The sequence below is a fragment of the Flavihumibacter cheonanensis genome, from assembly GCF_022352215.1.
Taxonomy (GTDB): Bacteria; Bacteroidota; Bacteroidia; order Chitinophagales; family Chitinophagaceae; genus Flavihumibacter; species Flavihumibacter cheonanensis.
Genome location: NZ_JAKRWF010000125.1, coordinates 1 through 286, shown reverse-complemented (window position 1 = coordinate 286; position 286 = coordinate 1). Strand labels below are relative to the sequence as shown.

Genomic DNA, 286 nt, shown 5'->3' with positions numbered 1-286 from the left:
AACACGAAGGCCACGCCGTAGCGGTGCTCCGGAAGGTCGAAGGTTTCGGCGACGGTGCCTTCCTTGTAGACGACGCTGCCGCGATTCCGATAGAGCGCCACCACATGTCCGGGCTCGAGGCCATTGCGCGCGCCGATGTTCAGCGTCACGACATTATGCCGGCCTGTCTCGGCGACCCCGCGGTAGATGGCGATGATGCGACCGTCCAGTTCCAGTTCCGGCGCGCGTGGTACGTAGGCGAACACTTGCGGATGGACGCTGCGCATCATCCTGTCCCCCGTGCCGA

At 64.7% G+C, this 286-nt stretch carries 1 protein-coding gene; it reads right to left on the bottom strand.

Features of this window, described 5'->3' with window-relative positions; all coding sequences use genetic code 11:
- A partial coding sequence (locus MD536_RS21375; protein WP_239603814.1) for a hypothetical protein occupies positions 1 to 286 on the bottom strand: 286 nt, incomplete at both ends.